Origin of the sequence: Algoriphagus formosus, assembly GCF_002807035.1 — a bacterium.
GTDB lineage: Bacteria > Bacteroidota > Bacteroidia > Cytophagales > Cyclobacteriaceae > Algoriphagus > Algoriphagus formosus.
On sequence record NZ_NIUC01000003.1, the window covers coordinates 256,240 to 281,379 of the forward strand.

Annotated in this window: 24 protein-coding genes; 9 read left to right on the plus strand and 15 right to left on the minus strand. The window is 42.4% G+C overall.

Going from position 1 to position 25,140, the window contains the following annotated elements; genetic code table 11:
- Nucleotides 1-34: 34 nt before the first annotated feature.
- From CDH51_RS16570 to CDH51_RS16585, 4 genes are all read right to left on the minus strand, one after another.
- On the minus strand, nucleotides 35-511 hold the full coding sequence (locus CDH51_RS16570; RefSeq protein WP_100629659.1) for a hypothetical protein: 477 nt from the start codon (nucleotides 509-511) through the stop codon (nucleotides 35-37).
- A 64-nt stretch (nucleotides 512-575) separates the two neighbouring features.
- The gene (locus tag CDH51_RS16575) at nucleotides 576-1,286 is read right to left on the minus strand and encodes a 2-phosphosulfolactate phosphatase (protein WP_100629660.1); all 711 of its coding nucleotides are present in this window, start codon (nucleotides 1,284-1,286) and stop codon (nucleotides 576-578) included.
- Nucleotides 1,283-2,377, minus strand: a complete 1,095-nt coding sequence (gene gcvT, locus CDH51_RS16580) for a glycine cleavage system aminomethyltransferase GcvT (RefSeq protein WP_100629661.1) — start codon at nucleotides 2,375-2,377, stop codon at nucleotides 1,283-1,285. The genes CDH51_RS16575 and gcvT overlap by 4 nt, the downstream gene beginning before the upstream one ends.
- Nucleotides 2,378-2,497: 120 nt before the next feature.
- On the minus strand, nucleotides 2,498-2,824 hold the full coding sequence (locus CDH51_RS16585; RefSeq protein ID WP_026947238.1) for a HesB/IscA family protein: 327 nt from the start codon (nucleotides 2,822-2,824) through the stop codon (nucleotides 2,498-2,500).
- 91 nt (nucleotides 2,825-2,915) lie between these two features.
- On the opposite strand from CDH51_RS16585, the gene mce reads away from it, so the two are divergent.
- From mce to CDH51_RS16610, 5 genes are all read left to right on the plus strand, one after another.
- Nucleotides 2,916-3,320, plus strand: coding sequence for a methylmalonyl-CoA epimerase (gene mce / locus CDH51_RS16590; RefSeq protein WP_100629662.1), 405 nt, complete (start codon nucleotides 2,916-2,918; stop codon nucleotides 3,318-3,320).
- A 95-nt stretch (nucleotides 3,321-3,415) separates the two neighbouring features.
- On the plus strand, nucleotides 3,416-4,444 hold the full coding sequence (thiL, locus tag CDH51_RS16595; protein ID WP_100629663.1) for a thiamine-phosphate kinase: 1,029 nt from the start codon (nucleotides 3,416-3,418) through the stop codon (nucleotides 4,442-4,444).
- A 113-nt stretch (nucleotides 4,445-4,557) separates the two neighbouring features.
- Nucleotides 4,558-5,559, plus strand: coding sequence for a radical SAM protein (locus CDH51_RS16600; protein ID WP_100629664.1), 1,002 nt, complete (start codon nucleotides 4,558-4,560; stop codon nucleotides 5,557-5,559).
- Nucleotides 5,560-5,625: 66 nt separating this feature from the next.
- A complete protein-coding gene (locus CDH51_RS16605) occupies nucleotides 5,626-6,051 on the plus strand; it encodes a hypothetical protein (RefSeq protein ID WP_100629665.1) in 426 nt (141 codons plus the stop codon).
- Between the two features lie 8 nt (nucleotides 6,052-6,059).
- Nucleotides 6,060-7,127 (plus strand): globin family protein, encoded by a 1,068-nt coding sequence (locus CDH51_RS16610; RefSeq protein WP_100629666.1) that lies wholly within the window; start codon nucleotides 6,060-6,062, stop codon nucleotides 7,125-7,127.
- Between the two features lie 225 nt (nucleotides 7,128-7,352).
- On the opposite strand, the gene CDH51_RS16615 is transcribed toward CDH51_RS16610, so the two are convergent.
- The 8 genes from CDH51_RS16615 to CDH51_RS16650 all read right to left on the minus strand — a co-directional run bounded on the left by CDH51_RS16615 (nucleotide 7,353) and on the right by CDH51_RS16650 (nucleotide 16,188).
- On the minus strand, nucleotides 7,353-8,258 hold the full coding sequence (locus tag CDH51_RS16615; RefSeq protein ID WP_100629667.1) for a peptidoglycan DD-metalloendopeptidase family protein: 906 nt from the start codon (nucleotides 8,256-8,258) through the stop codon (nucleotides 7,353-7,355).
- Nucleotides 8,259-8,384: 126 nt separating this feature from the next.
- Nucleotides 8,385-8,780, minus strand: coding sequence for a response regulator (locus CDH51_RS16620; protein WP_100629668.1), 396 nt, complete (start codon nucleotides 8,778-8,780; stop codon nucleotides 8,385-8,387).
- Complete coding sequence (locus CDH51_RS16625) at nucleotides 8,777-11,446, minus strand: ligand-binding sensor domain-containing protein (protein WP_100629669.1); 2,670 nt, start codon at nucleotides 11,444-11,446, stop codon at nucleotides 8,777-8,779. The genes CDH51_RS16620 and CDH51_RS16625 overlap by 4 nt, the downstream gene beginning before the upstream one ends.
- 198 nt (nucleotides 11,447-11,644) lie before the next feature.
- Nucleotides 11,645-12,604, minus strand: coding sequence for a 2-hydroxyacid dehydrogenase (locus CDH51_RS16630; RefSeq protein ID WP_100629670.1), 960 nt, complete (start codon nucleotides 12,602-12,604; stop codon nucleotides 11,645-11,647).
- A complete protein-coding gene (locus tag CDH51_RS16635) occupies nucleotides 12,601-13,092 on the minus strand; it encodes a VOC family protein (RefSeq protein ID WP_024283060.1) in 492 nt (163 codons plus the stop codon). The genes CDH51_RS16630 and CDH51_RS16635 overlap by 4 nt, the downstream gene beginning before the upstream one ends.
- Before the next feature lie 5 nt (nucleotides 13,093-13,097).
- Nucleotides 13,098-14,261, minus strand: a complete 1,164-nt coding sequence (locus CDH51_RS16640) for a mandelate racemase/muconate lactonizing enzyme family protein (protein WP_100629671.1) — start codon at nucleotides 14,259-14,261, stop codon at nucleotides 13,098-13,100.
- A complete protein-coding gene (locus CDH51_RS16645) occupies nucleotides 14,258-15,145 on the minus strand; it encodes a sugar phosphate isomerase/epimerase family protein (protein WP_100629672.1) in 888 nt (295 codons plus the stop codon). The genes CDH51_RS16640 and CDH51_RS16645 overlap by 4 nt, the downstream gene beginning before the upstream one ends.
- 140 nt (nucleotides 15,146-15,285) lie before the next feature.
- Nucleotides 15,286-16,188, minus strand: a complete 903-nt coding sequence (locus CDH51_RS16650) for an NAD-dependent epimerase/dehydratase family protein (RefSeq protein WP_100629673.1) — start codon at nucleotides 16,186-16,188, stop codon at nucleotides 15,286-15,288.
- Nucleotides 16,189-16,411: 223 nt separating this feature from the next.
- On the opposite strand from CDH51_RS16650, the gene CDH51_RS16655 reads away from it, so the two are divergent.
- Genes CDH51_RS16655 through CDH51_RS16665 form a run of 3 tightly spaced genes read left to right on the plus strand, consistent with a single transcriptional unit; the run spans nucleotide 16,412 to nucleotide 18,919 of the window.
- Complete coding sequence (locus CDH51_RS16655) at nucleotides 16,412-17,185, plus strand: MlaE family ABC transporter permease (RefSeq protein ID WP_100629674.1); 774 nt, start codon at nucleotides 16,412-16,414, stop codon at nucleotides 17,183-17,185.
- Between the two features lie 4 nt (nucleotides 17,186-17,189).
- Nucleotides 17,190-17,936, plus strand: coding sequence for an ABC transporter ATP-binding protein (locus CDH51_RS16660; protein ID WP_100629675.1), 747 nt, complete (start codon nucleotides 17,190-17,192; stop codon nucleotides 17,934-17,936).
- Entirely contained in the window at nucleotides 17,933-18,919 is a 987-nt protein-coding gene (locus CDH51_RS16665) for an MlaD family protein (RefSeq protein ID WP_100629676.1), read from the plus strand. The genes CDH51_RS16660 and CDH51_RS16665 overlap by 4 nt, the downstream gene beginning before the upstream one ends.
- A 233-nt stretch (nucleotides 18,920-19,152) precedes the next feature.
- Here CDH51_RS16665 and CDH51_RS16670 read toward each other — a convergent pair whose 3' ends face one another.
- Nucleotides 19,153-20,802: an LVIVD repeat-containing protein gene (locus CDH51_RS16670; RefSeq protein WP_100629677.1), complete on the minus strand. Its 1,650-nt coding sequence runs from the start codon at nucleotides 20,800-20,802 to the stop codon at nucleotides 19,153-19,155.
- 280 nt (nucleotides 20,803-21,082) lie between these two features.
- On the opposite strand from CDH51_RS16670, the gene CDH51_RS16675 reads away from it, so the two are divergent.
- Nucleotides 21,083-21,913 carry a hypothetical protein gene (locus CDH51_RS16675; RefSeq protein WP_100629678.1) on the plus strand — a complete coding sequence of 277 codons (831 nt, stop codon included), beginning with the start codon at nucleotides 21,083-21,085 and terminating at the stop codon, nucleotides 21,911-21,913.
- An 88-nt stretch (nucleotides 21,914-22,001) separates the two neighbouring features.
- Here the strand turns inward: CDH51_RS16675 and CDH51_RS16680 are convergent, their stop codons facing one another.
- Nucleotides 22,002-24,380, minus strand: coding sequence for a sulfatase-like hydrolase/transferase (locus tag CDH51_RS16680; RefSeq protein WP_100629679.1), 2,379 nt, complete (start codon nucleotides 24,378-24,380; stop codon nucleotides 22,002-22,004).
- A 159-nt stretch (nucleotides 24,381-24,539) separates the two neighbouring features.
- Nucleotides 24,540-25,103 (minus strand): TetR/AcrR family transcriptional regulator, encoded by a 564-nt coding sequence (locus tag CDH51_RS16685; RefSeq protein WP_100629680.1) that lies wholly within the window; start codon nucleotides 25,101-25,103, stop codon nucleotides 24,540-24,542.
- Nucleotides 25,104-25,140: the final 37 nt, after the last annotated feature.

Sequence of the window (25,140 nt, forward strand, 5' to 3'; positions counted from 1 at the left end):
TCCTTTAAAAAAAATGAGAAATACTAACCCTCTTTCATTCCTCAATTGCTACCATCAAAGGTTCTGATCCTGGGCTGAAAAATTTTAATCCCATGAGGGAATATATCATGGAGCCTGTTACTTGGAGGCTATCTTCCTTTGGAATGACTCCGAAGTGATTCCACCTTCGCCCTAAAGTAAACCCGCCAAGGTAAGCTTCTGACTTATGAGGAAGAATTTCGCCTGTCTCTCGGTGGGCAAAGTAGAAGACATACAGATCGTTGGTTTTTGAGTAAGGAATGCTTTTTACTTTAGTGATATATCCATCTGGAGGAGTTATTGATGTTGTTTGCTGATTGGTAGAAGCAAGTGCTGCAAACAAACTTAGAACACCAATCAAAAGTGGTGGAGAAGCTAAAATTCTTTGTTTGTAGGATAGCTGCTTCACTCCCAAAGTAAAAACCTTAAAGAAAAAGAAAATGAAAGTTATAAAGAAAATTAGGCAGAATACACTCCAAAGAAAACCGATCATAACTATGTTATTTTATCCACCTAAATAAATAAAATAATTGAAAAAAATAAAATATAGGTCAAGCCTAATTATCGATTGCCCTCAAAACCTGTCCCTCAACCTTCCCCACCAATTCGTACAAATCAAAGGTCAGGCAAAAATCAATGTCTTTTTCGATTCCGTGGTTTTGTAGTCGCTTGGCGTGCGAGGCTTGACTCAGGTACTTTTTGAGCTGATGTCCTTCTTTTTCGAAGAGACTTTTCATCGCCATGGCTCCATCATCACTGCTTTCATGTGTGGATTCCAAGGCCTTAGCCAAAGCTCCGGCATAGAGGGAGTCTTCTAAGTTGAATCGACCTTTCCAACCGGCACAATGGATGAGAACATCCTTCTTTTGGGATTGGATGTACTTGACAGTTGCGGAAAGATTGGGAAAGGCTCCGATTAGAATTTCTGAGGCACCTTCGGATTTGGAAATTGCCAGGGTCCCATTGGTGGTTGTCATGGCCAATTTCTGACCAGAAAAGCTGTTGTCCAGAAGAGCAACCGGTGAATTCCCGAGGTCAAAGCCCTCTACGGTTTGGCCATTTCGCTCTCCTGCAATTAGATAACCTTTTTGCTTCATGGTCCGGCAGGTTTCCAAATCTGCAAAGGTCTCTATCTCTTCGATTCCGTTGGCAAGTGCCGCCACCATAGTAGAAGTGGCCCGGAAGATATCTACCACCACTACGATCTTTCCTTCGAGCTCGTGGAGGTGGATTAATTCTGGGCTAAAACAAACTTCTAACTGATTCATCCTTTCAAAAGAGGAAGCTTTTCTACCTGAGCTTTCAAGCTTTTATTTCGGATTTGGATAAAAATTTCAGTTCCTGCTTTGCTGAATTCTGTCTTGACATAGCCCAAACCAATACCTACTTCCATAGAAGGAGACATGGTTCCGCTCGTAACTTCGCCGATCAGTTCGCCGGAACCATCCACGATTGGATAATGTCCGCGAGGAATTCCCCGCTCCTGCATGACAAAGCCTACTAGCTTTCGGGTCACTCCAGCCTCTTTTTGAGCTTTTAGGGCTTCTGAGTTGATAAAATCCTTAGTGAATTTGGTGATCCAACCCAAGCCCGCTTCAATCGGAGAGGTGGTGTCATCAATATCGTTTCCGTAGAGACAATAGCCCATTTCCATCCGCAAAGTATCGCGAGCTCCTAATCCGATAGGCTTGATGTCAAAATCTTTCCCAGCCTCGAAAATGGCATTCCACACCTTTTCAGCATCCTCGTTTTTCACATAAATCTCAAATCCTCCTGCACCTGTATAACCAGTCCCTGAAATGATCACATCAGCCACACCTGCAAATTCACCTACGGTAAAGTGGTAGAATTTCACTTCCGAAAGATTGACTGGAGTCAGCGATTGTACGGCCTCAATAGCTTTCGGTCCCTGCACTGCAAAAAGAGAAAGCTCGTCAGAGATGTTTTTCAGCTCGGCTCCCATGGTGTTATGCTGATTTACCCAATTCCAGTCTTTTTCGATATTGGAAGCATTTACCACCAACATGTATTTCTCGTCGGAATACTTGTATACGATTAGATCATCGACGATTCCTCCGGTTTCATTGGGAAAGCAAGAATATTGAGCCTGCCCCTCCACTAGTTTGGAAGCATCATTGGAGCAAACTTTTTGGGTCAGAGCCAAAGCATTGGGTCCCTCTACCAAGAATTCACCCATGTGGGAAACATCAAATACTCCAACTCCATTTCGTACGCAGAGATGCTCTTCTTTGTCTGAACTGTAGCGAACGGGCATATTAAAACCTGCAAATGGGACCATTTTGCCACCTAGGGCAATGTGTAGGTCATTCAATTGGATTTTTTTGATGGTTTCTTCCATGATTATTGGGCTATTTTTCTGTCGCCCAAAGGTAAGGATTGGAAGGGATTTTGGAGAAGGGTTTTTTAGAAAATAAAAAAAGCAACCCAAAGGCTGCTTTAGAATTATTCAATCTGCTGCTTAGACCGAGAAGCTTTCACCGCATCCACAGGTTCTGCTGGCATTGGGGTTCACAAATTGGAAGCCTTTTCCATTCAGTCCATCGCTAAATTCAAGTGTGGTGCCAGCAAGGTAAAGAAGGCTCTTTCGATCTACGATGATTTTGATACCCTTGTCTTCAAAGACATGATCGGAATCCACCAAATTGGCATCAAATCCCAAATCATACATCAATCCGGAACAGCCACCGCCTTTGACGGAAACTCGGATGTTTTCATTTTCGGTACGCCCTTCCTCTCTTTTAAGCTCGAGGATGCGTTCTTTGGCCTTATCAGAAACGATGATCATATATTCTTAACTTTGCGTACTAGTTTCGGTTCAGGAGCATAAACAAGCCTTGGCTCCAAAAGATTCGATTACAAATATAAGAATTATAAAAATGAGAAAAATAGAGCATATCGGCATCGCTGTTTCTGATTTGGAAAAATCCAATGAACTCTTCCATAAATTATTGGGGAAGAGCCATTTCAAAACTGAGACAGTAGCCGGAGAAGGGGTGGAAACCTCTTTTTTCCAGGTAGGAGAGACAAAAGTAGAACTCCTTCAGGCGACTCGCCCGGATAGCCCTATTGCTAAGTATTTGGAAAGAAAATCGGAAGGCATTCATCATATCGCTTTTGATGTGGAAGATATCCATGCTGAAGTGGAACGATTGAAAGGGGAAGGATTCGAAATCCTGAATGAAACGCCCAAAGAGGGGGCAGACAATAAATTAGTGGTATTTTTGCACCCACGAAGCACGAATGGTGTGTTGGTGGAGTTGTGTCAGGAGAAAAATTTGTAAGTAGTAAATCGTAAATAGAAAAAGTCCAACTTTAAAGATGCCAAGTCAAAATATGCTTCTTGGTCCTTTGGGCTTAGTACTTGGTTCAATAAGATATGTCAGAAAAAAGAACAGAAATAAGTGATTTGGGTGAGTTTGGCCTGATCGATCATTTGAACGAAAAGGTAAAAATCAAAAATGATTCAACGCTGAAGGGAATCGGGGATGATGCGGCTGTGATAGACGCAGGTGACCATGTCAAAGTAGTGACAACCGACTTGCTTTTGGAAGGGGTGCATTTTGATTTGGCTTATGCTCCCTTGCCACATGTAGGGTTCAAGGCCGTGGCTGTCAATGTCTCGGATATTGCTGCCATGAATGGGATTCCAAAGCAGATTACCGTAAGTATTGCCTTGTCCAACCGATTTTCGGTAGAAGCGGTGGATGCTTTGTATTCGGGAATTCGAGCGGCATGTGAGCACTATGGTGTTGATTTGGTAGGTGGAGATACGACTGCTTCCCGAAGTGGATTGGTGATCTCCATTACTGCAATTGGAGAAGCTCAAAAGGAACAGATCACCTACAGAAACGGAGCTAAGGAGAATGATATTCTTTGCGTGACGGGTGACTTAGGAGGTGCTTTGGTAGGACTGCAGATTTTAGAGCGTGAGAAGCAGGTATTCCTTGCCAATCCAGATATGAGACCTGACCTTGAGAAGTACACCATTGTTACCGGTCGACAGCTCAAACCGGATGCCCGAATGGATATTATCCATGAGCTTCGGGAGTTGGGGGTAGTGCCAACCTCGATGATGGATATTTCCGATGGCTTGGCTTCAGAGATTTTTCATATCTGTAAATCTTCCAATGTCGGAGCCACTATCTATGAAGATAAATTACCGATTGATAAGCAGACTTTTGACACAGCGGTAGAGCTGAATCTAGATCCCATCACCTGTGTGCTGAATGGGGGAGAAGATTATGAATTGCTATTCACCATTGATCAGAAGGATTTTGGAAAGCTGGAAAAACATCCGGATGTGCACTTCATCGGGCATATCACCAAGCCTGAGGAGGGGAAGTTTCTAGTGACCAAGAGTGGTACGGCTGCTGCGATCAAAGCTCAAGGCTGGAAACATTTTTAAAAAAAGCCATTACAATTTAGCCCAGGTAATCCGTGTGATCATCTGGGCTTTTTTTATTTCTAAGTGATCCAATCAGTAGGCCCACCTCGTACTTCCTTCCAAATAAGGAAATCATGGAAAAACGATTGGTCAAAACTCAGAAGAAAGATTTCGATTTTTTTCCCTCTTCGAAAGGAGATGGACAAGAACTCAGCAAAATTGATTCTTTCCTTTCTCATCACGCCATTCCAGCTCCTCAGTCGATTCGGAAGCTTCAGCTTTTTTTGGGAAAAGTCTGTAATCACTCTTGCAGTTTTTGTCCTCATGATGCAAAGCCAGAGAGCTCGGAATTTATGCGTCATGAGATGGTACATCGAGTGATCAGCCTGATCGAGAAGGAGCAGTTTGAAGAGATTTCTTTCAAAGGAGGGGCACCTGAGATGTCCCCATACTTTCGGTGGATCGTGAAACAGATCCGTGAAAAAAGTCCCAAGACAAGACTGGTACTTCATACTCATGTGACAGCCATGAAGGACCCGGGTTACTTTCAGGCTTTGCCTCGCTTTCTTCAGGAGCATCAAGTAGCCTTATCTGTTTATGTACCAACTTTAGACGAAGCTCAAATGGATCAGATCCGTGGTCCAAAGACCTTCAAGACTTTTTTATCTGTGGTTCGCTACCTCAACCGCCTGGGATATGCTTCTGAGGATTCAGATTTAGAGCTAAAGCTAATTTGGAAGCACTTGAAAGTACCTAATTCCAAGTCAGGCGAGGTGCATTTCGAAGAGTGGAAATCGAAATGGGGTATCCGTTTCAGTGATTTTCAAGAAAAGATGTATTCACCGGTGGGAAGAATGATGAATTGCCTTTCTGCTGAAGGTGAAAAGGCTGGATTTTTTCAAGAGCTGCAAACAAAAATCGGAAGACATGATGATCAGCCTTTGCCTTGCAAAGACTCATTAACCATCGATTGGGAAGGCAATGTGTACAATTGTGAAAATCATATTTCTGCAAAGGACGGGAGAGTTAAATATCGTCTTTTTCATCTGAAAGATTGGACGGACGAAAAGCTCCAAAAGGTCCGTATTCAGCCTGCTTTGCACTGCTTGAGTTGCCTTGCCTGTCTAAAAAATTAAAAAAATGAAAAATCAGTAAATCCAATCCTTGGACTCACTTCGTATGTCACCAAAACAGATAAAGTCATGATCAAAAAAATAATTCTTTCTATTGGTTCTATCCTCTTTTTGCTAGTCTTGGTTTTGGCAGTTCATATCTATATGGTTACGGGAAAAGCGGTACCTGAGGGACCCAATTGGTCCATGGGCAAAATCGAAGTGGCCAATCAGCTCGATTCACTTTCAGTGAATGAAATCAAGCAGGACTTTCTTGCAAAGCCTTATATCAGGGCCTTCCGGACTAATCTGGACCAAGGTCATTTCATCCTTCTTTATGACCGCAAGCAAGTCAGTGGGGACGATTTAGCCGCTGAATTAGGCTCAAAACTCAATTTACAAGCTAGTCTCTATCGTCCCAGCGCTGAAGAACTGGCGAGTAGCTGCCCTGCCATTCCAAAGGACAGCTTCACTTATCAATTAGGAAGTCTATTTCAATCCATCTTTACTAAATAAAAATAACTATGAAACTCAAGAATTTATCTTTTAGCAAGCTTTGGGTATTAGGTGTTTTTGTCTTTTTCGCCTGCGGAGAAGATGATCCCACACCTCCCATGATGGACACCTCTTTCTATGCCACAAAGTTGGGTGGAGAGACGATGGTCCCAGATCCTGACAATCCCGGCCAAATGGTGGAGCAGGGTTTTTTGAACCTCCGCACGGTAGTGACAAATACGGTCTTGGAGATCGCTACCAATGAAGGGGGAACGTACAATGACTTACAACCCTATTTCTCTGTTTTATTGAACGAGGTAGGTAGAAATGAATTGTCGGGTTTCACCACTCTGGTACAAGACTTTACCATCTTTTTGGCTGAGGCTACTGGTGCACAGAATTTCCAGTATACGGGATTGAATATGGCTGAAGCACATAATTCGACCAACCCAAGAATGAATGGTCTGATCAATGATGCCGATTATGACTTGTTTATTCAAGCTGTAGTAGCAGGTGCCGCTGAAGCTGGAATCACCAGTCCTGAGGTATTGGGCCCAGTTGGAGATCTTTTGGAGTCTGTTCGCGAGCCTATCGTGCAGCGGCCTGATGGTGAAAATTTGGACTTGTATACACGCCTTGGAGGTTCTGGTCTGGTAGAGGATCCTGACAATCCCGGCACCTTGATCGAAGCGGGTTATCTTCCACTCAGAGCGGTGGTCACTTCCACCGTCTTGGTGATTGCTACTAATGAGGGAGGAAAGTATGATGATTTGCAACCTTACTTTACGGTACTCTTAAATGAGGTAGGAGCCGGTGATACAAGTGGCTTTACGACATTGGTTGGAGGGTTTTCGGATTTTCTTGCAGCCAATATCGGATCGACTAATATTGAGTACAATGGCTTGAATATGCGAGATGCGCATGACCCAACGGTAAATTCCAGAATGACAGGTTTAATCACAGCTGAGGATTATGACTTGTTTGTTCAGGCAGTCGTTGAGGGGGCTTTGGAAAATAATGTCCCTGAATCCATCATTGGAGAATTCGGCGCATTGCTGAACAGTGAAGTATTACGAGACGCGATCATTCAAGCATAAAAAAACTGGGCTTCGCACAAAATGGGGTGATGTGAAGTCCAAGTCCCCTGGGTTAGGCGACTTTTTTGGGGATGAAGGGGTAGCTTTCGGGCTATCCCTTTTCTTTTTGTGTAGTTGTGATTTGGCTTGTTGCCACAATGACCTTTCTCGTATTTGAAGGTTGAGACTAATCATCTCGCGTTATTCACAAAGGTTCGGGACCAAGCCTAAGACCTCAGGTAGGATCTAGTTCTTTTTGTACTTCTTTAGCTCTTTTTTATCCATTTCTCGGATGATCAATTCCTCTGAATGGGTGGAGGTTAAATCATCTGCTGTCTGATCGCTTTTCAGCTGAGCATTTGCAGTTTCCAGCTTCACAGGAAAATTGATCCATTGCAGCCCATTTTCATTAAAATCCCATCGACTTTGGATCATTTTTATTTGATATTCGGAGCCATTTGTTGGATCGGAAAGTTCAGCGATGATTTGGCCGGGAATTACCATTTCACCTATTGAAACCTTGGCAGAGTTTTCTTTTATTCCGCTCAGACGGCTAAAGGTGCCATCTTGATGATAGATTTCGATAAAATTTTCTGATTCGAAGTCAGCGATTTCTTGCGAATTGCTAGGTAGGTCCATTCTCATTTCCGAAACAATCCCTTTCCTTGGGGCGCAGATTTGGGTAGGGCTCTCGGTGAAAAACAAGACACCGGTGTAGGGAAGATTCTCGACCAGAATCGAAGGATTTGCCTTCGGGATGATTCTGCGCATGCTGAAGGTCACTCCCTTCTCAAAAGGGACTAAATAGGGAAATTCTGAGTCAGCATTAGGTAAATATTCGCCCTTGAATAATTGGGTGCGGTAATTGAAGCTCGTTTTTTCATTTATGTAGATCGATTGTAGAGTTACAAGGTTTGTCTTGCCCGGGCGAGCAACTTTGAAGATCAAATCCCCTTCGAGAGATTTTAGGTTTTCAAGGCTTACAAACTCGATTTGAATCGTGTAGGGGATTTCACTTGTATTGTAGGAGATGAGCGTGAGATTTTTCTCCATATCCTGATCAGCTACTATTTGGACTTGTGCTTGGAGAAGTCCTGCTGAGAAAAGAACAAGAAGTATTGCGGTGAATTTGAAGGATTGTAAAATGGACATTAGGAAAATGGGAACTTTAATAATCTGAATTTATAGATTAGTTAAAATAGCTGATTTTCTAAAAAATCCGCAAAAATTCAATCCATTGATGGGTGAAAAAGTGTCAACTTCAAGACGCTCAGTTGACTAATTCTCTAACTTTTTTATCAGAGACTTTACCTGAGCTTCATCCATTGGTTTTTCCCAAAAATCAATTACCATTTTGAAACGCTTTGACCTTTCCCGATCTCGTTTATCGAGGGAAGAAGTGACCATAATTACTTTGATATCGCTTTCTCGAATAGTCGATGAAAGCTCCTCTAAAAACTTCCAACCGTCCATTATGGGCATATTTATATCCAGAAAAATAAGGGCAGAATTGCCCATTTCATCTTCTGATTTCAGTAATTCCAAAGCTTCTTCAGCGTTTGAAAAGGTATGGGGTTTGGGGTGTAAACCTACTTCTCGGACAATTATTTCATGTAGGAAAAGAATACCTGAATCATCGTCAATGATTAAGACTTTTTGGAGGTTCTTTATCATGACTTCTTCAAGTTTTCAGATTTGGTGAAAGTATCTTTCAGGATTTCATCCACCTGCTTTAACGAAGACAATAGCTCTTGCTCTAGCTCTTCTTTACTCTTTTCCACCTTTTGGTATTTTGAATAGTTTAATAGCAATTGATTGATTCCAATAGCTTTTGACAAAGGAGCTCTCAATAAATGTGATTGGTTCCAGGTAAGTTCATGCAATACCTCTTTTTGCTTTTCTATTTCTTTTACAGCCTCTTTAAGCTTCTCGTTTGTATGGCTAAGTTCCAAAGTTCGTTTGGAAACTTTTGCTTCTAGTTGAACTTTTAACTTTTTACTTAAATAAAAGTTTAGAGCAAGGTATATCAAAAGTATAAGTGCTAGCCCTAAGCTAATTTTGAAAAAGAGGGTTTCAAAGAAAGAAGCGGAGACCCTGATTGGTAAGGAATAGATCGCCTCTTGCTGTCCATAGCGGAGTATTTTTACTTTCAAGTTATAATTCCCCGGTTTGAGACCATTGAAGTACAGAAATCGCTGATCCTTTAGTGGTAGCCAGTTGTCTGATTTGCTTTCGATCAAGTAAAAAACGGAATATTGTGAAGGGTTTTTGAAATCAATAAGACTGAAAGAAACCTGAAACATGCGGATCCCTGCCGGGATGATTATTTCTTCATTGATGGTTTCCTTTTTATCTCCATATTGAAGTTCATCCCATTGAAAATCGATCTCTTCTTTTTCCATGCCGGATTGCAGACTCGGGTCAATGATGCCTACCCCTTCCACGGTAGGGACCCAAATTCTCCCTTTAAAATCTCGTGCTACTGCCGGGAAAATAAGACCATTTGCCTCTGAATTGGGCATGCCTACACTTTGATCATAGAGGGTAGATCCTATGAAAAATGAATCGTCAGTACTTTCTTTGAATAGATTGAATTCTTGGTAGGAAAAAAACTGAGCCCCAAAATTATTGGTGATCCAATAGCCATTTTTTCCATCGTCTGTAATGCTGTAGACAGCCTGCGTTTGAAGTCCGTTCTGTTTTTTGAGGGATTTGAACTGACCATCGCGTAGCATGATCAATCCTCCATGCGTACCAAAAAACAGGTCTCCATTTTTATCCTCATGGATACAATAGATGATGTTTTCACCGGGAGTCAGCGGAAGAGGCTGATTTTCGACAAAGACCCCATCTCTTATCCGAAACATTCCTTTGCTCATCGAGCCAATAATCATATCTCCATTGGAGCTTTCAAGGATGGAGACGAATCTTGTCCTTTTAAATTCTGCAGGTAGATCTACTTCCTGAATTGTTCCATTTTCCACGATATAATGAAGCCCTCCATTTCTGGTCAGGATCCAAATCGTGTTTTTTGAATCTTTGAAAACAGCCTGAACGTAATTGTTTTTAAGACCATTCTCTTGAGTGAAAAAGTTTGTGAATTTTCCTGATCGTATATCTAAGATTGAAACTCCCGCACTTGACCCAATGTAGGCTTTTCCCTCTTTTGTCGCCAAAGTGGTAACACCATTCGTTAGCAAACCGTCTTCTTGCCTCCAGGATTGAATCTCATCTCCAACAACCCGAAATAGGCCATCTGATTGTGTGCCTACCCAGATACTGCTATCGTTTCCTTGGATCAGGGCTTTGATGTTTTTCTTTTGAAGTTCATCGAATTTAGGCTGCTTGACCTTGGCGGGTTTTACGATGGCCAAGCCTTTTCCAAGTGTGCCTAGGTAGAGGTTCGTTTCATCTTTGATGATTCCTCTGACGGTGTAGTTATTCAATTCAGGATAATAAAAGCGAGTGACCTCGCCATTGTCAATAATCATCAGGCCTTTTTCCGATGAACTCCCCCAAATTCGATTTTCCTCATCTAAGGTCAGACTGAAGTGGATCATGTCCTGAATTCCATCGATCGGGACAATTTCTTCTAATTGAAGTTCCTGATTGATTTTAAAAATTCCCTCTTGGGGCGAAAAGACATAAGGAAGGTTCGAATTGCCGAATACCTTCATCGCAGAGAAGCTGCTTGGAGCTATCTCAGTTGTAGTGTTTTTCTCAAGATTTAATTTATAAAGACCATTAGTTGTGCCAACTAACAGCTCTGATGGGCTGAGCTGGAAAAAGCTTTGTATCTCAAGATCAACCTCTGGTTTCCAAAACTCCAGCGGAACGAATGGCTCATTTTCAAAGCGGTAGATTTCACCTTTTGAGTTGCCAATCAATAGATTTCCATTTGTATCTTCGAAAACAGCTCTAATCGAGGAATTTTCCGTGATACTACTACAATCGATTACCTTGAGAATGCTTTTATTGAGAAAGGCAATACTTCTATCTCCCGATGCCCATATTCCTTTCTTGGTATTAAAAAAAGTAAAATAAGTCTGCTCCTGCATGATGGGGTAGCTTTCCCTGTCAAATACTTTGGAAGATATCCCGTCAAGTCTTACCAAGCCTTCTTCAGTGGAAACCCAAATGTATCCGAATTCGTCCTTTTCAAGCGCAAAAACTGCATTCTGGGGAAGTCCATTGGAATTGTCCCAGATTTCCATGACATAATTTTTCTTTTGGGAAGAGGAATCAGCCCAGAGATTTGTTGATTGAGCATGATTATCCGATGATCCTAGGAAATAGGAGAAGGAAAGAACGATGAAAAACAGGTAAGCTTTTGGTTTCAAAATTTGGTAATCCTCAATAAAATGCTCTTCAGAGTCTAGTTTTTAAATTTCATTCGTATTCCTTTATTTCTTCCAAAAAATTATTGGAAACAAAGTGAATTCACGGCAGAAAATTAGGTTTTTTTTGGAATAAAGGCGGTAAAAAAAATAATCGTTAAGCTTTAAGTTTTAGAGCGTAGTCTCTAGGTTCAAAATTTTTTATCCCTTTAAGCTTTGTTGATTGAATATACAATTCTCCATCGGGTCTTTTCCTTGCAAAATCGCAAGGGTGTTTTCCACGGTCATTGTACACATTTTGGTGTAGGTCGTCTTGGTCAGACTACCCACATGAGCAGTGATTAAAGTATTGGGGTGTGTGACCAATGGCTCGTCTGCTTTTGGTGGTTCGTCTGCTAAAACATCAGCCCCAAAGCCACCCAGTTTTCCGGAGTTCAAAGCATTGATCAAAGATTCCTGGTCTATGATTTTTCCTCTCGCCGTATTGATGAGAATAGCTCCTTCCTTCATCTGATCAAAAGCTTCCTGACTAATTAGATTTTCTGTATCACTAGTCAAAGGGAGGTGGATGGTGATGACGTCAGATTTTTTCAATACCTCATCAAAAGTCAGCATAGCATAGGAGACAGGTTCACGGTAAGCACTCCAATAGCAAACCTCCATGCCTAGCGCTTCAGCTATTCGGGCTACTTTCTTACCAATATTTCCCATTCCTAAAACTCCGAGGGTTTTTCCATGTAGTTCATCCCCGACATAATTGCCACGCTCCATCCATCGACCCTCTTTGACCATATTGAAAGCATTGAAAAGGTTCCGTTGAAGATTCAGCATGAGGCTAATGGTATGCTCTGCAATGGTATTGGCGTTGCTGTTAGGGGCATTGACAACCTTAATGTTTCTTTGGCTTGCCTCATCGACATCGATGTTGTCCAGGCCAACTCCCGCTCGGGCAATTACTTGAAGACTGGGTATTTGATCCATCAATTGACTCCTCACTTGCCCTTTGCCTCTAGTGATGATAGCCTGAAAATCCGGTTTCTCCAATGCCTCCTGTAGACTTATTTCATCCAGTGCAATGACTATTTCCACATCTTCCGAAGCGTTTAATAACTCCATCGCTTCTTCTGCGAGGGTTTCCAAAAGAAGGATTCTCTGGCTCATTTATTTTTGTGATATAGCGTCGCGTCCTTGGTTTTGTATCCTCGGAAATCATTTCTTCCTGATACATAAATCCCCGGCTTGAAAAGCTCATCCTCGAATATCTTGGGATCGATTTTGGCATCCGGTGCAGAAGAAAGTTCGAGCAAATTTCCGGAAGGGTCTCTGACAAACATTTGAATCGGTCCATCGGGAAGCTGACGCACATGTCCCCATGGCTTGATATCGATGACCCCCAATTCTTTCATCCGCCAATAAATGGCATTAATATCATCCACCTGCAGACATATATGCCCCCTAAATGAAAAAACATCTTCCCATTCGGTCAGGTGTAATTGCTGGTCCTCGTTGATTTTGAAAAAGGCCGTGGGATAGTCAAAAAGAAAGGCAGGAATAGCTTCCAAGCCCAATTCTTTTTCATAGAATTGACAAGCTTCTTCCAGATTCGTGACTACCAAGGCTACATGATTGATATTGATTGCTTTTGCCATGATTTTTATTGTTTGAATTCTTTTACAAAATCCCAATTTGGAGTGAGCCCCAAACCGGGTAGGGTAGGTTGGGAAAGCATCCCTTTTTCATCCACACTGATCTTCTCTTTGACCAGTTCATACATCATCGGATTTCCTCCCAAGGAAAACTCGATCACATTGGCCGAAGGTGAAGCAAAAGCTACCGAAAGTCCAGCCATGAATGAAAATGCAGATCCCCAGCAATGAGGTGCGAGTTCCAGTTGATAGGTATGAGCCAGTTGAGATACGCGCATGGCTTCTGTGATGCCGCCGATAATCGCGCAATCGGGTTGAATCACATCTATCGCCTTCTCCGAAATTAAATCGCGCACATCAAAAGCCGTGTATTCACTTTCACCAGCCGCTATAGGAATATGGGTACTAGCTCTGACTTCGGCTGTCCCTATTCGATTGTCCGGACTGATTGGCTCTTCAAACCAATAGAGGTTGCAATCTTCGACACCGCTACAAAATTGCTTGGCTTCGGGAACACTAAAGGTGCCATGGGCATCAGTCATCAATTTGATATGGTCGGGTAGCGCTTCTCTTGCCGCGCGAACCCGCTTGATGCTTTCAGCTACCGTTTCGTCCATGACGCCCACACGCATTTTCACTCCTGAAAACCCTTTTTCAGTATATCCTTTCAATTGCTCCCCAATCGCATCAGCACCTGCCCAGCCACCGCTGGCGTAAGCAGGCATTTTGTCCCGGCAGCTTCCTCCGAGAAGTTCTACCACGGGTACTCCCAAGGCTTTTCCTTTGATATCCCAAAGTGCCGTATCAATGCCGCTCAGAGCGGAAATAGTCAATCCTCTTCTACCTAGGATGGGGAATTTTCGACCTCTGGAAAGTGCGTAATGGTCTCGGGTACCGTTGTAGACAATTTCCCAGATCCGGTTGATTTGGCTGGCGTCTTGTCCGATGAGGGCAGGTTTTAACTCATTCTCCACGCAGCTCACAATGCTGGCGCAAGACCCTGAGGAGCCAACAGCAGCTTTGGCCTCGCCGAATCCCTGAAGGCCTGTGTCTGTGGTCACTACCACCAAGGTCATGTCAAAATTAGTCAGCAGACCGTAGTCGGAGCGGTGTTGCTTTTCCTTTGGAATGGGGCAGCGAAGCCAGTATGCTTCAATATTGGCGATTTTCATCTGAGGAATGGTTTGAGTTGATCAATGGATCGCTGAGTCAGCATAGTGTAGAAATCCTCAGTGACCGCTGTACTGCCGTGGTCTTGTAGGAATTTCAGCTGCTCGGGACTCAGACCTTCCGGTGCTTCATCGATGGAGTTTGGGTATGGATTGGCCGGAGTACGATCGATAGGTGGGCAAAATTCCACAGAAAGCACCTTGTCATACTCGATTTCTTTGAGCGTAGCCATGATTTTTTCCCAATTTAACTTGCCCATCCCCGGAGCCATTCGGTTATTATCGGCCACGTGGAAGTTGACTAGTCTTGAACCTACCTGCCGGATCGTTTCAAACATATCAACTTCTTCGATATTCATGTGAAAAGTATCTAAACAGACGCCGCAATTGGGCCCAACAGCTTCTGCGAGTGCTAAAGCCTGTGCACCACGATTGATGAAATAGGTCTCAAATCGATTGATCGGTTCAATCCCAATTTGAAGTCCATTGGCTTCTGTGAATTCATAAACTTCTTTTACTCCTTCCACAGCCCATTCCCATTCTTCCTCTGGACGGGCATCGGGGATGATTTTACCTACCGTGGCAGGCACAAAGGAAATCACCTTACCTCCTAGGTCGGCAACCAGCTGAGCGAGATCCAAGACATATTGCACAGATCGTTTTCGCTGATCGGGATCCTTGGCTAGTAGATTTCGCTCTTCAAGCATCAGGGTCACAGAACCCCAACACTTGATATTATACTTTTCTAAAAGCTCCTTGACTTGGCTGCTATCGTAGCTTTCGGGAGCACCTTGAATTTCGAGATGGGTATATCCAAGAGCAGAAATCCGCTGAAGGGTGCTTTCTAAGGTTTCTGCCCGCATCCAATTATGAATGGCTATTTGCATAAAAAAAGAGATTTTGGTGTGTTTCGCTTTAAGTTAGTTGAAAATTTTGAAAAAGGGATTCTAAGCGATTGAATCGAGGCTTTAATCGTATGAGAGACGAAATTTTAAGGATGATTGGTAAGGGGTGAAGAAAGCGTTTTCTATTCCCCTTTCACATACTTTCTCCAGTTGTGCTGCTCCTTAAAACCCAATACTTCTCTGATCTTGCGGTTGGAAAACAAAGCTTCATGTTCTTCCATTTTCCATTTCAGCGGGACTCCGGGAAAGAAACGATCAGCGAGCTCTTTGCTAGGGATAATTGCCCCGTTGTGATCATTTCCTGCATTGAAAATTTCAAAACCCAAACCGTCTTTTTGGAGACAGAGATCCACGATTTGCCCTAAATCCCGTGCATCGATATAGCAGAATGCATTTCTTCTCCGGACTTCAGGGTGCTTGAAATAGTGAGGGAAAAGTTCTTGGTACTCATGAGGCTCGATCACATTTCCGATACGCAAAGCATAGATATCAAAACCTGAGCGTCGCTGAAAGGCTCTCGCGGTTTGTTCATTGACCACCTTGGATAAGCCATAGCTATCCATCGGGTCCACATCGTATTCTTCGTCTAGGGGCAAGTAATTGGGATTGGTCTTCCCATCTGAGAAGCAAATCCCATAAGTTGTCTCTGAAGATGCAATGATGATCTTTTTAATGCCTAGTTTGACTGCTGCCTCGATGACATTATAAGTTCCAACAGCATTCACTCGGAAGGTTTCATTATCGGGATTGATCAGGATTCTGGCTACCGCCGCAAAATGGACCACCGCATCGAACTTGGGAACACCGGTTCCCGGCTCCAATTCATCAAAACCCGCATAGCTACTCATGGCATTGAACATTTGGCCCGAGTCGGTAATATCTGCTATGAGATTATCCACTCCAGGATGATCTAGTGGTTTTAGGTCCACATTCATGACGCGATGACCTTGATCCAGGAGGTAGGGAATGACATGCTTTCCGGCTTTTCCGGATCCGCCGGTGAAGAAGATTCGTTTTGGGCTCATTTTTTTCGGATTTCAATTGAATGTAATCAAAGATAATTTTTCCTGACTTTTTAACACCAGCCATTTTGCCAAGTGAAACCATATCTTTTTGATCGGTAGGAGGCATTTTAGAGCTATTTGGATTTTGGTGGCTCTAATACCTGATTTTTATCATAAAATGACTTGATCTTGGCAAGACCTTTTGTCGGGAAGATTGGGGAATTTGGTACATAGAAAAAAGTCTATGGCTCTACTGGATAAATTAGATACTCCCTTTTTCAGGGAAGTTGGTGAAATAGCTCGATTTACGGGGCGATTTTTCCGTGAGGTGACCAAGCCTAAGCAGGAGTGGGAGGAGTTTGTAAACCAAAGCTATCACATTGGTTACAAAACTTTTACACTTGTCGGAATTACAGCCTTTATTATGGGCTTGGTTTTGACTATTCAGTCTCGACCAACCTTGGTAGAATTTGGGGCAGATGCCTTACTGCCATCCATGGTTTCGGTTTCTTTGGTCAGGGAAATAGCGCCTGTCATCACTGCCTTGATTTGTGCTGGAAAAATCGGCTCGGGAATAGGGGCGGAGCTAGGTTCTATGCGGGTGACTGAGCAGATTGATGCCATGGAAGTCTCGGGAACGAACCCATTCAAGTATCTGGTGGTGACTCGGGTTTTGGCCTCGACTGTGATGGTGCCGATTTTATCGAGTTTAGCTATTGCGATTTCACTCTATGGTGGGTATTTGGGAGCCAATCTTAAAGGAGATGTGAGTTGGTCATTGTATTGGTATCAAGCTTATAAAGCCTTGATTTACGGAGATTTTGTACCTGCGATGGTCAAGACGATTTTCTTTGGATTTGCTATAGGAATTGTCGGTTGCTACAAGGGCTATAATTCCCAAAAAGGAACCGAAGGTGTCGGAAGGTCGGCCACCACGGCTGTGATTGTGGCTTCTCTTTTGGTGTTTATTCTTGATTTGATCGCGGTTCAAGTTGCGGATGTTCTAGGTCTTACCTGATGTCATGATAAAAGACAAAGCAATAATCGAGGTGGATCGTTTGAACAAGTCTTTTGGACAGAATCATGTGCTGAGAGACTTTTCTCTTCAGCTTTCCGAAGGGGAAAATTTGGTGATATTGGGTAAGTCAGGGTCCGGAAAATCAGTTTTGATAAAATGCATCATTCGACTGATCGAACCGGATAGTGGCACTATTAGCATTCTTGATCAGGATATCAGTTTGCTCGACCAAGATGAAATGGATTTACTTCGCGCAGATGTGGGCTTTTTATTTCAAAGCAATGCTCTCTACGACTCGATGACGATTAGACAAAATCTGGAGTTTCCCCTCCGCCGTCACTGGACCAAGGAAGAGCGCGAGCTGAAGGCCGAATCTGCCGTCAAAGAGGCTCTGGAAGATGTGGGGCTTTTGCATACCATCGATATGATGCCGGCTGAGCTTTCTGGTGGAATGCGAAAGCGAATAGCCCTGGCTCGAACGATCATTCTTAAGCCAAAGGTGATCTTGTACGATGAACCTACTACCGGCTTGGACCCGATCACAGGAAGAGAGATCAGTGAATTGATGAATCGAATTCAGGAAAAATATAATACAGCCTCCATTATCATATCTCATGATATGAATTGTATCCGAATGACAGCCAACCGCATCATTATGCTGATAGAGGGGAGGAATTATGCGGAAGGAACATTCGAAAATCTTATCAAAAACCAAGACCCCAAAGTGGGTGACTTCTTCGAAGGACTATGAGTACAGATAAAAAAATATCCAATGCCAAGCTAGGTGCAATTGTCCTTGCAGGCTTATTGTTTTTGGTTTTTTCGCTTTACATGATCGGAAGGAATCAGAATATTTTGGGCAGGTCCATGCACATTTATGTGGAGATGCAGGATGTAAATGGTCTTTTGCCGGGCAATAATGTCTTATACAAGGGAATGAATGTGGGTACTGTCAGTAATATCGATGTGGTGGATGAAAATACGATTCAGGTCGAACTTCTGGTCAGGAATAAAATGGCTCCCTTCATTCTCAAAAATGCAAGAACTACCATCAATACGGATGGATTGATAGGCAATAAAATTCTTCAAATTCATCCCCAAGAAGGAGAATCTCTGCCCATAGAAGAAGGTGATGTCTTGATACCTTTGGAGCAAATCGGAACAGAAGATATGCTACGCCAACTGAATAGTTCAGGGGATTATCTTCAAAATACCCTGATGAATCTCTCGGAAATCTCAGAGAAACTTAACCAAAACGAGAACCTCTGGAATACGCTTTCAGACACGACGATTTTATTGGAGCTGAAGGATGCAATTCGTTCTTTTCGAAGAGCGGGAGATCAGGCCACTCAGATGGCAGCATCAGGTAAAGAACTCTTGGAAAATATAGAAAATGGGGAGGGATTAGCCGGGACTTTGATTTCCGATACAGTTATGACAGCTAGGTTTGAGCGTAGTTTGGAGCAGTTGGAGGCCACCACTTCTGAGACCCAGGCAGTGCTTCAAAACTTCAATCAATTGATCAATGGAGTTCAAGCAGGGGAGGGGACTGCTGGGTTGATTTTGGAAGATTCACTTTTCAGGGCCACACTGATGCAGACTTTGATCAATTTAGAATCCAGTACTGAGCGTTTCAATACCAATATGGAAGCCATGCGTTCCAACTTTTTGTTCCGAGGCTATTTCAAAAAGCTAGAAAAAGAGGAGAAGAAAGCTCAGAAAGAGAAAAAGTAGTTTGAATATCCTCAATCATGTAAGTTGCGATTCTTTCTTTGTTTAATTGGATTGAATCCTCCAAATTCTGAGCCTTTAGCTCCCGTTTTGGCTTTACACAATTCTTTCTGGCAGCAAAACCTAAATACTCATAAAGCACTAGCCTAATCAAAAAGCCGAAAAAATAAAGATCAAAAAAACCTTGGCCATAATTTTGACCAAGATTTCCTTGAAATAGTTGTTTTTTAGGGAGGTTAATATTTACCGCTAAGACTGATTTTGGATAAATAGACTCGACCGTAACCACCTGCTGCGGGTACGGCACCTACGACCACATAGTCTAGGTTTTCTGCGTTTTTAAGATCAAATACAAGGTCTTGGACTGAGTTATTGTCAGCTAAGCGGGTTAAGCCCAAGTCTTCAATGGTACCATCTTTCTTTTGTAGCCATACGTAGACTTCTGTTGGCTGTTCTCTACGGATGGAAATTTTCAATTCGCTTACCGAGATCAATTGAGCTGCTGGGATTTTTACTTGGTTTTTCTGAGAAGCACTAGGATTCAAAAGATTTGCTCGATCAGGTCCTCCATATCTGCCACCTCGAAGTTCGTTATCTCTTTGAGAAAAAGACTGAAATACCCAGCCTTTGACTGCCAGTTCATCTCTCGTGGTAGTGGAGAAATCAACGTTAAAAATCTCTCCCTCTTGCACAGGCTTGGACTTAGTCAGTTTCAATATCCGGGTTCCAGCTGTTCCATTTGCAATTACTACGAGGTCATTGCTGACGGCCACCCCATTTGCAGAGGCATTTATATTGAATGTTCCTAAGATTCCAAGTTCATTACCAATCAAATCCGCCACATATAGGCCTGCGGCTCCATTTGCCATAAATAGACTGCTTCCATCTGCCACCAATCCATTGGCTACAATATCAGAATCAGCGACTCCTTCAATTGGACTCATTTCAAGAGTGGTGATGAGCTCTCCTTCGATTGGATTGTAAATGAGAACTCCATCTGGTCCTCCTGCCACTGCCAAAAAGGAATTAAAGTAATCTACTTGACCTTTTGCCTCAGGATTGCCCGCCCCTGCTATGGAAAACTGATTGATCAGTGTTAGGTTATTGTCCAACACAGCAATTCTTCCAGGCTCGCCCTGGAGTACCGCGGCTGTCGTATCCCCAATAGCCACAGATCTAGCATTTGGCAAGTCGATAAATCCTATTCTTTCGAAGCTTTGATCAAGGATGGTGAGGCCTCCGCCGCTGTTGCCAGAGGTAGCTAGGTATCTATCGAAACCTTTTTCGGAATAAGTTCCCACAAAGCTTGGCAAGTCGATTTGGGAGTAAGAGTCAGTAGCTTGTGAGGCATCGTTTAGCTGGATTTTTCCCACAATAGCAGGGGAGCTTAAGCCACTGGTCTGATCAATGTCCAATGCTCCTGCAAAATATAAATGATCACCATCAATAAAAGCATCACTCACAGATCCATCTTCAAACAAAACCTGCGTGACTAGTCTCGGCGAGTTTGGCTCCGAAATATTGACGATATCAATTCCTCCTAAGTAGGTGCTACCTTCAAAATTGTATGAAATGGCCAAAAGATCGCCAGTTATCCTAACATTGGCTGCCCGTAGGCTTTGCTCTTGTAGTTGTGGTGGTTTGACCTCACTGAGTAATTCCAAATTAAAGTCCACCTGCTGGACTCTGGAAGAGGGGAGGTTACTCTGAAGAAGAGGAAAGATTGTGCCTGCTTGAGAAATATCAACTCTGGCAGCCAGGATACTTGGATCAGAATTTAATCCGTAAGGAAGTTCATTGTTCGGATTAGGTTCTTCCTTGTCATTTTGACAGGATGAAATACTCGCTACAGCAAGTAGAATTAATGGAAATAAATATCTTTTCATTTTAAACAATTTGATCCCGTAAAAATATTATAGAAATCTGAAAATCAATTAATTATAAGAAAATTTTTATACATACTAAAAAAGTCATTTGCTAGACTGAAATCTGCTTTTTTCATAAAAAAAATGGTTTAAATCCAAGTTTTTTAACAAATCAACTAAAAGTTTTTATAAAACTAGTTTTGATTCAAGTATTTTTAGTAGACTTGAGGACGGATTTCGCTTAGTCTTGATTAAGGGTATTTTGAAGTTCCCATCATGTAATTCTTATGATTTGTAATCTATGAACTCTAGGTTTTTTATTCTGGTATTCTTGCTTTTCACACTTTTTGCCTGTTCGAGCAGTAGGGATTTTGTCCCTTTTGAAGGATTAAATGGCGAGCCTTCAAGAATGGAAATCTTGAGATTTGAGTCTTATGGCAATGAGGAAATAGATGAACCGGCTTTGGAGAGCACAGAGGTTTATGATTTTGATCAATCCGGTAGATTAATTTTCTATCAAACTTTAAGAAATGATGGTGAAAGGATAAATGGCGGTATTGGTTATTTCTACTCCAAAAAGAGTTTTCTCGACTCTGCTGAATATTATGAATTAGACGGAAGAGTGAGAATGAAAATCGAATATTCTTATGATAAAAAAGGAAGGTTAATCCTTCAGAAAAATATCTCAAATGGCAAAGTTACTTTTGAAAAATCCATACAGTGGCTGGATAAAGGGAAAAGGTCAACGACAAGGTATATCCGAAATGGAAAATTAAGTGAGATTTCTTACAGCGAGTTTGATAAAAAAGGGCAGGTTGTCCGTTCTTTCAACTTAAACAAAGATAGTGTACAGGTATTCAGGTTGGAATTTTCCTACGACGACAAGGGTAATAAGATCGAAACGAAATGGTACAACAGCAAGGATAGTTTAACCAGCATTAATGAATCCACTTTTAATGCAATGGGAGATGAGGTTTCAAGTAGAAATTTAAAGTTTTCGAATGGGAAATTGCTTGAAACCAAGACCTCAGTAATTGAATATGAATATGATTCGCTTGGAAATCAAAGAAAAATAAAACTCCAAACGGAAGGTTCTGTCTACCTAACCAAAGTCAAGCTTACTTTTCAATAGAATAGACCTAGTGGTTTGAGCTGCAAAAACAATTGGGAATGATTCTATTCATCCCCAATTGTTTCTTTAGATCTTGCTATTCCGGATTTTACTCTATCTCAAACACCACCTTATGCAATTGCCCTTTGGTGAAGATAAATTTTCCCTTATCGGCATATTCTTCATTCACCGGTAGACCTTCATCACGTCCAATGTCAAAAGTTTCATGAGCGGTGTAAGCGGCATAAACAGTCGCTTTAATATCCATTTCACCCACTTTTTGGTCATTGATAAAGAATTCTACTAAGGAAGGCCCATTCAGCCGAGCTTCTTTCATGGTGTGCTTCAGAGTGATTTTTACCTCTCCCTCCGGAATTGACACGTTTCCTTGGAAGTCATGCCAATAAAGGCCAAGCGTGGAATAGCTATAGCGCAGTTTACCATCTTTGATAAATAGCACTTGTCCACCGAGTCTTTCTCCCACAGCATAAATTACACCTTCCGTTGTTTTATCAGCGGTGATGTAGGCATTGATTTCGTAGTTGGTGGATTTGATCTCCGGACCTGCAAGTTCAGGTACGCGATACACATTCGGTGTGAGTTCCCAGTACTTTTTCGCAGTTCGTTGAGGATTGGATTCTGGCTGGAGTGACCTTCCCATTGAAGCGCCAATCGGAAAGACGTCATATTTTTCAGCTTCCTGCCAAAGCAATTCTTCCAGTTCTTTCACCTTTTCCGGGTATTGATCTGCCAAATTCACAGATTGAATAGGGTCTTCATTTATGTTGTACAATTCCCATTCGGTATTCAAAGGATCAAAATTCTTTAATGCTTCGGGGTCCACAGACCAAGGCACACGGTAAGGTTTTCCGCTAAGTGTCCAGCCCTCATGATAAATGCCCAAGAATCCAGTCATTTCAAAATATTGAGTGGGGTGATTGGTTTTAGCTTCCGGATCATTCCATGCATAGGTAAGTGATTTTCCAGGATACTCTATTTTTTTCTGACCATTTACATAATCAGGTTCAGGCACTCCAGTTACTTCTAAAATGGTAGGAACGAGATCAGTGACATTCTGAAATTGTCTTCGCCATTCGCCTTCGGCTTTTATTGCTTTTGGGTAGCGAATGGCAGTGGCAGACATGGTTCCACCAAAATGGGAAGCAATTTGTTTCGTCCATTGATAAGGTGTGGAACCCGCGTAAGACCAACCAACAGAATAGTGATTGGCTAAATGTGGTCCTCCCCAGGCGTCAATGCCTCCAAACTCTTCAAGCTTCTCTAATTGCTGTTCCATAGTCAAGGGAGGAAAGCCATTCTGAAAAAGTAACTCAGAAAAAGTGCCTGTAGGGGTTCCTTCGGCAGTATTTCCATTGTCAGCAGTCAGATAGATGACTAAGGTGTTGTCTAGCTCACCTAGCTCCTCCAGGTGTTCGATTACACGTCCAGCATGATAATCAACATGCTCTAGAAATGCCGCATTAATCTCCATCTGACGTGCCAAATAAGCTTTTCCTTCTTCACTGAAAGAATCCCAGGTTGGAATATTTTCGGGCCAATCCACCAACTTTGCATTTTCAGGAACCAATCCCAATTTCTTCTGACGCTCCAATAGTTGCTCACGATATACATGCCACCCTTCGTCAAACTTGCCTTTATATTTGTCTCGCCACTCTTTAGGCACTTGAATTGGTGCATGAACCGCACCTGGAGTGTAGTACATAAAAAAAGGATCGTCTCTTAGTCCTTTCCAGTTGTCTAGCCACTTGATTGCCTGATCAGCCATCCCATGTGAAAGGTGGAAAGTAGAACCGTCAACATTGGTTTTTGGAGTTTCAATAGCCGTTGTGTTTTCATAAAGGAGTGGATGAAATTGATTCGTCTCTCCGCCCAAAAAACCCCAGAAATAGTCAAAACCCCAGATGCCTGTTGGCCAGCTTTCATAGGGTCCGGCAGGTGAAGCCTCTTCCATAGGTGTATTGTGCCATTTGCCAAAAGCTGCGGTCGCATAGCCATTTTCGCTTAGAATTTTTGCGATAGAAGGGGTGGTGTAATCGATTTGTGAATTGTAACCTGGATAGCCGGTTGCAAATTCTGAGATGATGCCTGTCCCTATTTGATGAATATTATAACCGGTTAATAATGAAGCTCGCGTTGGTGAACACACTGCTGACACTGAAAAATGGGTATAGCGGATGCCTTCATCACCAATTCGATCGAAGGTTGGTGTTTGCATGACCCCGCCAAAAGAACTGGCATTGGAGTATCCTGCATCATCCAGCATGATGATCAATACATTGGGAGCGCCTTCCGGGGCTTTGGGTGGGCTAATAAAATAGGGTTCGGAGTCTTCGAGTGTTTTTCCCTGGACTCCTTTCCATTCTTCCTTGGCATAAGGAATCGATATTTCATCAGATGATCTTTGAGGGGCTTGACAGCTAAAGATTAAGCTGATTAAGCCAAGAATAATAAAATTGAGTTTTTTCATAGGACTGGGGTATAAATTGAAAAGACTGAAAAAAACTGACTAGTACGTTTTTCAAATTAAATAGAGCAAAGCAAAAGTCCTTAGACAGGTCTGTCCAAAATGATCATTAATTCCCCTAAACTATATTGGATTTTTAGATAAAAAAGAAGCTTTCAGAAGCTATTTACTCTTGGGGCTGATGCTGCCTGAAAACAAGCCAAGTGTATGTTCCATGATTTCCATGGCTAAGGCAATCATGCTTTCCACCGAAAAGTGGTTTGGGTCCAAGCGAATATACCAAGCATCTGTCAGGGTATGGTAGAATTGGATAAATTCCTCATTCGAAACGTTGGTTTCAAAAAGACGCTTGATGTGAGGTAGAAGAATAGTAAATGAGTGTTCATTAGTACTTCTGTAAAGTGAATAAAACTCATCTTTTTCAGGGTGCAAAAGTAATTGGCGATGAAAAAGAATTCCCTCTTTAAATGAGTATACCACTTCGTACAAGTCCGGAATTAGGCTCTTTACATTTTTTGCTAGATGAGAATGGTATTTATTGATGTTTTCTTGATGGAGGAGCAGGAGTTCTTCAAGTAGCTCCTCTTTGGAGGCAAAATGGTAGTAAAGGGATGCCCGAGGCAGTTTACTTTTTTCGGAGAGGGCTTTTAGACTAAAGTCCGGTCCCAATGATGCAAACTCAGAATACGCCGCCTCAACCCATTTTTGTCTTACTCCTTGAGTCATTTTTTATTTGGTGATGAAAATTCAATTAACTGAAAAT

Coding starts and splice junctions, on each gene's coding strand:
- CDH51_RS16570 (WP_100629659.1), bottom strand. CDS start 511: ATGATCGGTTTTCTTTGGAGTGTATTCTGCCTAATTTTCTTTATAACT.
- CDH51_RS16575 (WP_100629660.1), bottom strand. CDS start 1,286: ATGAATCAGTTAGAAGTTTGTTTTAGCCCAGAATTAATCCACCTCCAC.
- gcvT (WP_100629661.1), bottom strand. CDS start 2,377: ATGGAAGAAACCATCAAAAAAATCCAATTGAATGACCTACACATTGCC.
- CDH51_RS16585 (WP_026947238.1), bottom strand. CDS start 2,824: ATGATCATCGTTTCTGATAAGGCCAAAGAACGCATCCTCGAGCTTAAA.
- mce (WP_100629662.1), top strand. CDS start 2,916: ATGAGAAAAATAGAGCATATCGGCATCGCTGTTTCTGATTTGGAAAAA.
- thiL (WP_100629663.1), top strand. CDS start 3,416: ATGTCAGAAAAAAGAACAGAAATAAGTGATTTGGGTGAGTTTGGCCTG.
- CDH51_RS16600 (WP_100629664.1), top strand. CDS start 4,558: ATGGAAAAACGATTGGTCAAAACTCAGAAGAAAGATTTCGATTTTTTT.
- CDH51_RS16605 (WP_100629665.1), top strand. CDS start 5,626: ATGATCAAAAAAATAATTCTTTCTATTGGTTCTATCCTCTTTTTGCTA.
- CDH51_RS16610 (WP_100629666.1), top strand. CDS start 6,060: ATGAAACTCAAGAATTTATCTTTTAGCAAGCTTTGGGTATTAGGTGTT.
- CDH51_RS16615 (WP_100629667.1), bottom strand. CDS start 8,258: ATGTCCATTTTACAATCCTTCAAATTCACCGCAATACTTCTTGTTCTT.
- CDH51_RS16620 (WP_100629668.1), bottom strand. CDS start 8,780: ATGATAAAGAACCTCCAAAAAGTCTTAATCATTGACGATGATTCAGGT.
- CDH51_RS16630 (WP_100629670.1), bottom strand. CDS start 12,604: ATGAGCCAGAGAATCCTTCTTTTGGAAACCCTCGCAGAAGAAGCGATG.
- CDH51_RS16635 (WP_024283060.1), bottom strand. CDS start 13,092: ATGGCAAAAGCAATCAATATCAATCATGTAGCCTTGGTAGTCACGAAT.
- CDH51_RS16640 (WP_100629671.1), bottom strand. CDS start 14,261: ATGAAAATCGCCAATATTGAAGCATACTGGCTTCGCTGCCCCATTCCA.
- CDH51_RS16645 (WP_100629672.1), bottom strand. CDS start 15,145: ATGCAAATAGCCATTCATAATTGGATGCGGGCAGAAACCTTAGAAAGC.
- CDH51_RS16650 (WP_100629673.1), bottom strand. CDS start 16,188: ATGAGCCCAAAACGAATCTTCTTCACCGGCGGATCCGGAAAAGCCGGA.
- CDH51_RS16655 (WP_100629674.1), top strand. CDS start 16,412: ATGGCTCTACTGGATAAATTAGATACTCCCTTTTTCAGGGAAGTTGGT.
- CDH51_RS16660 (WP_100629675.1), top strand. CDS start 17,190: ATGATAAAAGACAAAGCAATAATCGAGGTGGATCGTTTGAACAAGTCT.
- CDH51_RS16665 (WP_100629676.1), top strand. CDS start 17,933: ATGAGTACAGATAAAAAAATATCCAATGCCAAGCTAGGTGCAATTGTC.
- CDH51_RS16670 (WP_100629677.1), bottom strand. CDS start 20,802: ATGAAAAGATATTTATTTCCATTAATTCTACTTGCTGTAGCGAGTATT.
- CDH51_RS16675 (WP_100629678.1), top strand. CDS start 21,083: ATGAACTCTAGGTTTTTTATTCTGGTATTCTTGCTTTTCACACTTTTT.
- CDH51_RS16680 (WP_100629679.1), bottom strand. CDS start 24,380: ATGAAAAAACTCAATTTTATTATTCTTGGCTTAATCAGCTTAATCTTT.
- CDH51_RS16685 (WP_100629680.1), bottom strand. CDS start 25,103: ATGACTCAAGGAGTAAGACAAAAATGGGTTGAGGCGGCGTATTCTGAG.